The 1,174-nt window shown below is 39.4% G+C and carries 3 protein-coding genes; 2 read left to right on the top strand and 1 reads right to left on the bottom strand.

All coding sequences use genetic code 11. The features are described from left to right. On the top strand, positions 1-155 hold a 155-nt coding region (locus tag IQ242_RS25335; RefSeq protein WP_193961849.1), incomplete at its 5' end, for a type II toxin-antitoxin system VapB family antitoxin. 23 nt (positions 156-178) lie between these two features. Beyond that, positions 179-553, top strand: coding sequence for a PIN domain nuclease (locus IQ242_RS27340; protein ID WP_370583052.1), 375 nt, complete (start codon positions 179-181; stop codon positions 551-553). A gap of 221 nt (positions 554-774) precedes the next feature. Here IQ242_RS27340 and IQ242_RS25330 read toward each other — a convergent pair. Continuing rightward, positions 775-1,174: response regulator transcription factor (locus IQ242_RS25330; RefSeq protein WP_193961848.1), on the bottom strand; the 400-nt coding region annotated here is incomplete at its 5' end.

Raw genomic sequence — 1,174 nt, 5'->3', positions numbered from 1 at the left:
ATGCTCTTAAAGCTACTGGTTTAAAGACTAAACAAGAAGTTGTTGAATTGGGTCTTAAGACTTTGATTCGGCTCAAACAACAGGAGAAAATTAAAGCCTTTAAAGGTAAGCTTAAATGGGAAGGAAACCTTGAGGAAATGAGGCACAATCAATGATTCTTGTGGATTCTAGTGTTTAGATTGATTATTTCAATGGTTATAATACTACGGAAACAACAGAACTTGATTTACTGCTGGGAGTTGAGCCGATAGCTATTGGTGATATTATTCTCACCGAAGTTCTCCAAGGTTTTAGGAGTGATAAGGATTATCAAATAGCCTATCGCTTACTAACTTCATTGACCATTTATGATTTACTAGGTTTGAGAATGGCATTGAAAAGCGCGGACAATTATCGCCAGTTACGCAAGAAGGGGATAACTATTAGAAAAACTGCTGATGTTATTATTGCCTCCTTTTGTATTGAAAATAATCTTCCGCTCCTTTTTTCAGATAAAGATTTTATTCCTTTCGTGAAGCACTTAAAGCTAATTTCAGCTTCTCCTACCACTTGATTTCTTGAGGTTTTCAACTCTAATGCTTTACCCGAGAAAAGTAGTTTGGTTGACATATCCTCCCATTCTGCTCTTGCTCGAAGGTTAGCTCTAAAACAAAATTTGTTTCAACGCCAGAAGCCATAAGATGAACTGATGAAACGTTTTCCATCGGTAATTCAGTTGCTTGTCATCGTCAGTTATTGACACTCCGGTCCACTACTTTGTCCTCAGCTGCTATATTAACTGGTTAAACCGTGTTTTAGGGCAAAACGTACCAATTCCGTGCGACTATTAGTACCAGTCTTGCTAAACAAGCGACTGACGTATTTTTCTACGTTTCTGACGCTGGTTTCTAGACGACTGGCAATTTCTTTATTCATCAATCCCTCCGCTACTAAATCTAAAACACTTTGTTCCCGGGGGGTAAGATCAACTTTAATCGGGGGGGGAGTGGTAGTAAAAGTGTTCTGTTGTCCCACCTGCTGTTTTAATTCCCGGATATCTCGGGCAATTTCTTCTAATCTAGCGTTTTCGCTGGTGGCTTGCAAGGATTGACGACGGCGCTCGATTAAAGACTTGATTAATGCTTCTAATTCTTCGGGATCGAAAGGTTTGGATAAATAAGCATCACAACCGGCA

The organism is Microcystis sp. LEGE 08355 (assembly GCF_015207185.1).
Taxonomy (GTDB): Bacteria; Cyanobacteriota; Cyanobacteriia; order Cyanobacteriales; family Microcystaceae; genus Microcystis; species Microcystis panniformis.
Note: the sequence above shows the minus strand (reverse complement) of the source record. Positions and strands in the feature narration are given on the sequence as shown.